This window comes from Arsenophonus endosymbiont of Bemisia tabaci Q2 (assembly GCF_902713415.1).
In the GTDB taxonomy this organism is placed as follows: Bacteria; Pseudomonadota; Gammaproteobacteria; order Enterobacterales; family Enterobacteriaceae; genus Arsenophonus.
On sequence record NZ_CACTIE010000182.1, the window covers coordinates 1 to 1,917 of the forward strand.

Annotated in this window: 2 protein-coding genes and 1 pseudogene; all 3 read left to right on the plus strand. The window is 30.5% G+C overall.

Annotation, left to right across the window (positions count from 1 at the left end):
• Nucleotides 1-844: 844 nt before the first annotated feature.
• Nucleotides 845-958 (plus strand): annotated as a pseudogene (locus ARSQ2_RS13110) (hypothetical protein); the annotation flags it as partial.
• 6 nt (nucleotides 959-964) lie between these two features.
• The gene (locus ARSQ2_RS13115; RefSeq protein WP_238334433.1) at nucleotides 965-1,126 is read left to right on the plus strand and encodes a YceK/YidQ family lipoprotein; all 162 of its coding nucleotides are present in this window, start codon (nucleotides 965-967) and stop codon (nucleotides 1,124-1,126) included.
• Nucleotides 1,127-1,548: 422 nt separating this feature from the next.
• Nucleotides 1,549-1,770, plus strand: coding sequence for a hypothetical protein (locus tag ARSQ2_RS09410; protein WP_181995137.1), 222 nt, complete (start codon nucleotides 1,549-1,551; stop codon nucleotides 1,768-1,770).
• Nucleotides 1,771-1,917: the final 147 nt, after the last annotated feature.

Genomic DNA, 1,917 nt, shown 5'->3' on the forward strand with positions numbered 1-1,917 from the left:
AACGCGATACAGATGCAGAGCCAATCCGAAATTGCTTCGCTGTTTCTCGGATACTCAACCCTTCTTCTTCCATCATAAATATCATTTTACGTCTAAAATTAATTGAATAACTCATATAAATGATGTCATCAAAATTAAGTCGCTTATCTATACATAAAAAAACCTCTTATCATATACAAGATAAGAGGTGATAAAATAATAACGAGGACTTTGAATTGTAAAGTTAACGGGATCATATTCAAACATATTGCTAATGAAATGATCTACATCCCGATCTCTTTAACACCGCAATTATTACAACATATACAGAATAAAAAGTATTAAAGTTGACTATTGACTTAATACGGTTTCTATCTCATCTCCAAACCTGGAGAAATGCTTTAAAAAAAGATAAAAAGACTATTCGCGGAATAATTTATGCAGAAAAACTAAAATGTGCTCAACATTTATTATTACCCACTTGTTTACCCGTTAATGAAATTACAACTATAGATGATTATTCTTTGTTGGCCTATTTTATGCTATTTTAAAAGAGGTTGAACTAACTCCGCAGAAATAAAAAAATCGTTAATCAATAATTCTATTTAAACAAATTGCCCATTCCAACAGTAAATAAGAATTTTATGCGGCCAATTTTCCATTAATTGTGGCATATTTAGGACATACGAAAGAAAATAATTGTTAGAAAATTTTATTTCTATTAATAGACTGGTATTTTGAACATTAATGTTTATCATTAAAATTCATAATCGCTTGGAGAAGCTAGGCTTATACCCTTAATCAAACGATTAATCCTCGTTATTTTCAGCACTAGTTTAAATATGGTTGGCTGCCTGATATTGTTATGTGGCTGTTCAAGTATTATGACCCATGTCGACCCCATCAAGGTTACTATTCAGGCACCAAAGCTGATACCCGAATATTAAAAGATAGCAATATCTTCTGGGTGATAAAACCCCTTGCCATGATTGACTTACCTTTTTCTGGGCTACTTGACACTGTTTTACTACCCTATGATTATTTCCAGGCAGATGATATTGCATCGCAACCGTCACCAAAAAAACGCGTTCAAGATTGGGAAAACTATCAAGCTACAGATATCACTTATCAAAGCACCAGCAAATAAGTCACCTGAATAACATCATCTGTTGTCTGCTTTTCAATCAATTCGGTAATTAATTGTGGTAATTCTTTGATATTATTCATAAATACATAGTATCAATTATTGTATTTAATAATCATTACTCAAATTTAATTTATTAAATTAATTATATTAAAAAAATATCATTATATTACTGTCAATTTTTCTGCTTATTTTCAGAATTCATCTAATATATAAATAATGCCTACCATATAAATACAATCTTTTAAATTTTATTAAAATTAGAGAAATAAAGTATGAAAAAAACACTATTACTATTATTAGCTACGAGTTTAATCCCTTCAACGTTGTTAGCAAATGAAAGCAAATCTGGTATGTACATAGCAGGTAAAATGAGGGCATCAATTTAGCAAATGTCAGGCCAATTTTTTCTAGTGAAATATATATTGGAAATTAATGTGGAAGAAGAAGAATTTAACAAAAAAATAAAAGGAGATAACCATAGAACTGCGGTATTTGGTACCGGTCTCGGTTTAGGCTATGACTTTTATGAAAAATTTGATATTCCAATCAGAACCGAACTGGAATTTATTAGCCGATCAAGCGCTGATGATAGTTACTCAGGGGATGATCAAGCGCTGATGATAGTTACTCAGGGGATGATATAATTTTTGTTTTTCCTGGTAAAACCTATGTTAAAAATCAAATAGCAGTAAATACATTAATGTTTAACGCTTATTATGATTTTAAGAATTCATCTGATTTCACACCTTATCTTTCTGCCGGGCTAGGTTATGCTTATATTTATATATAGC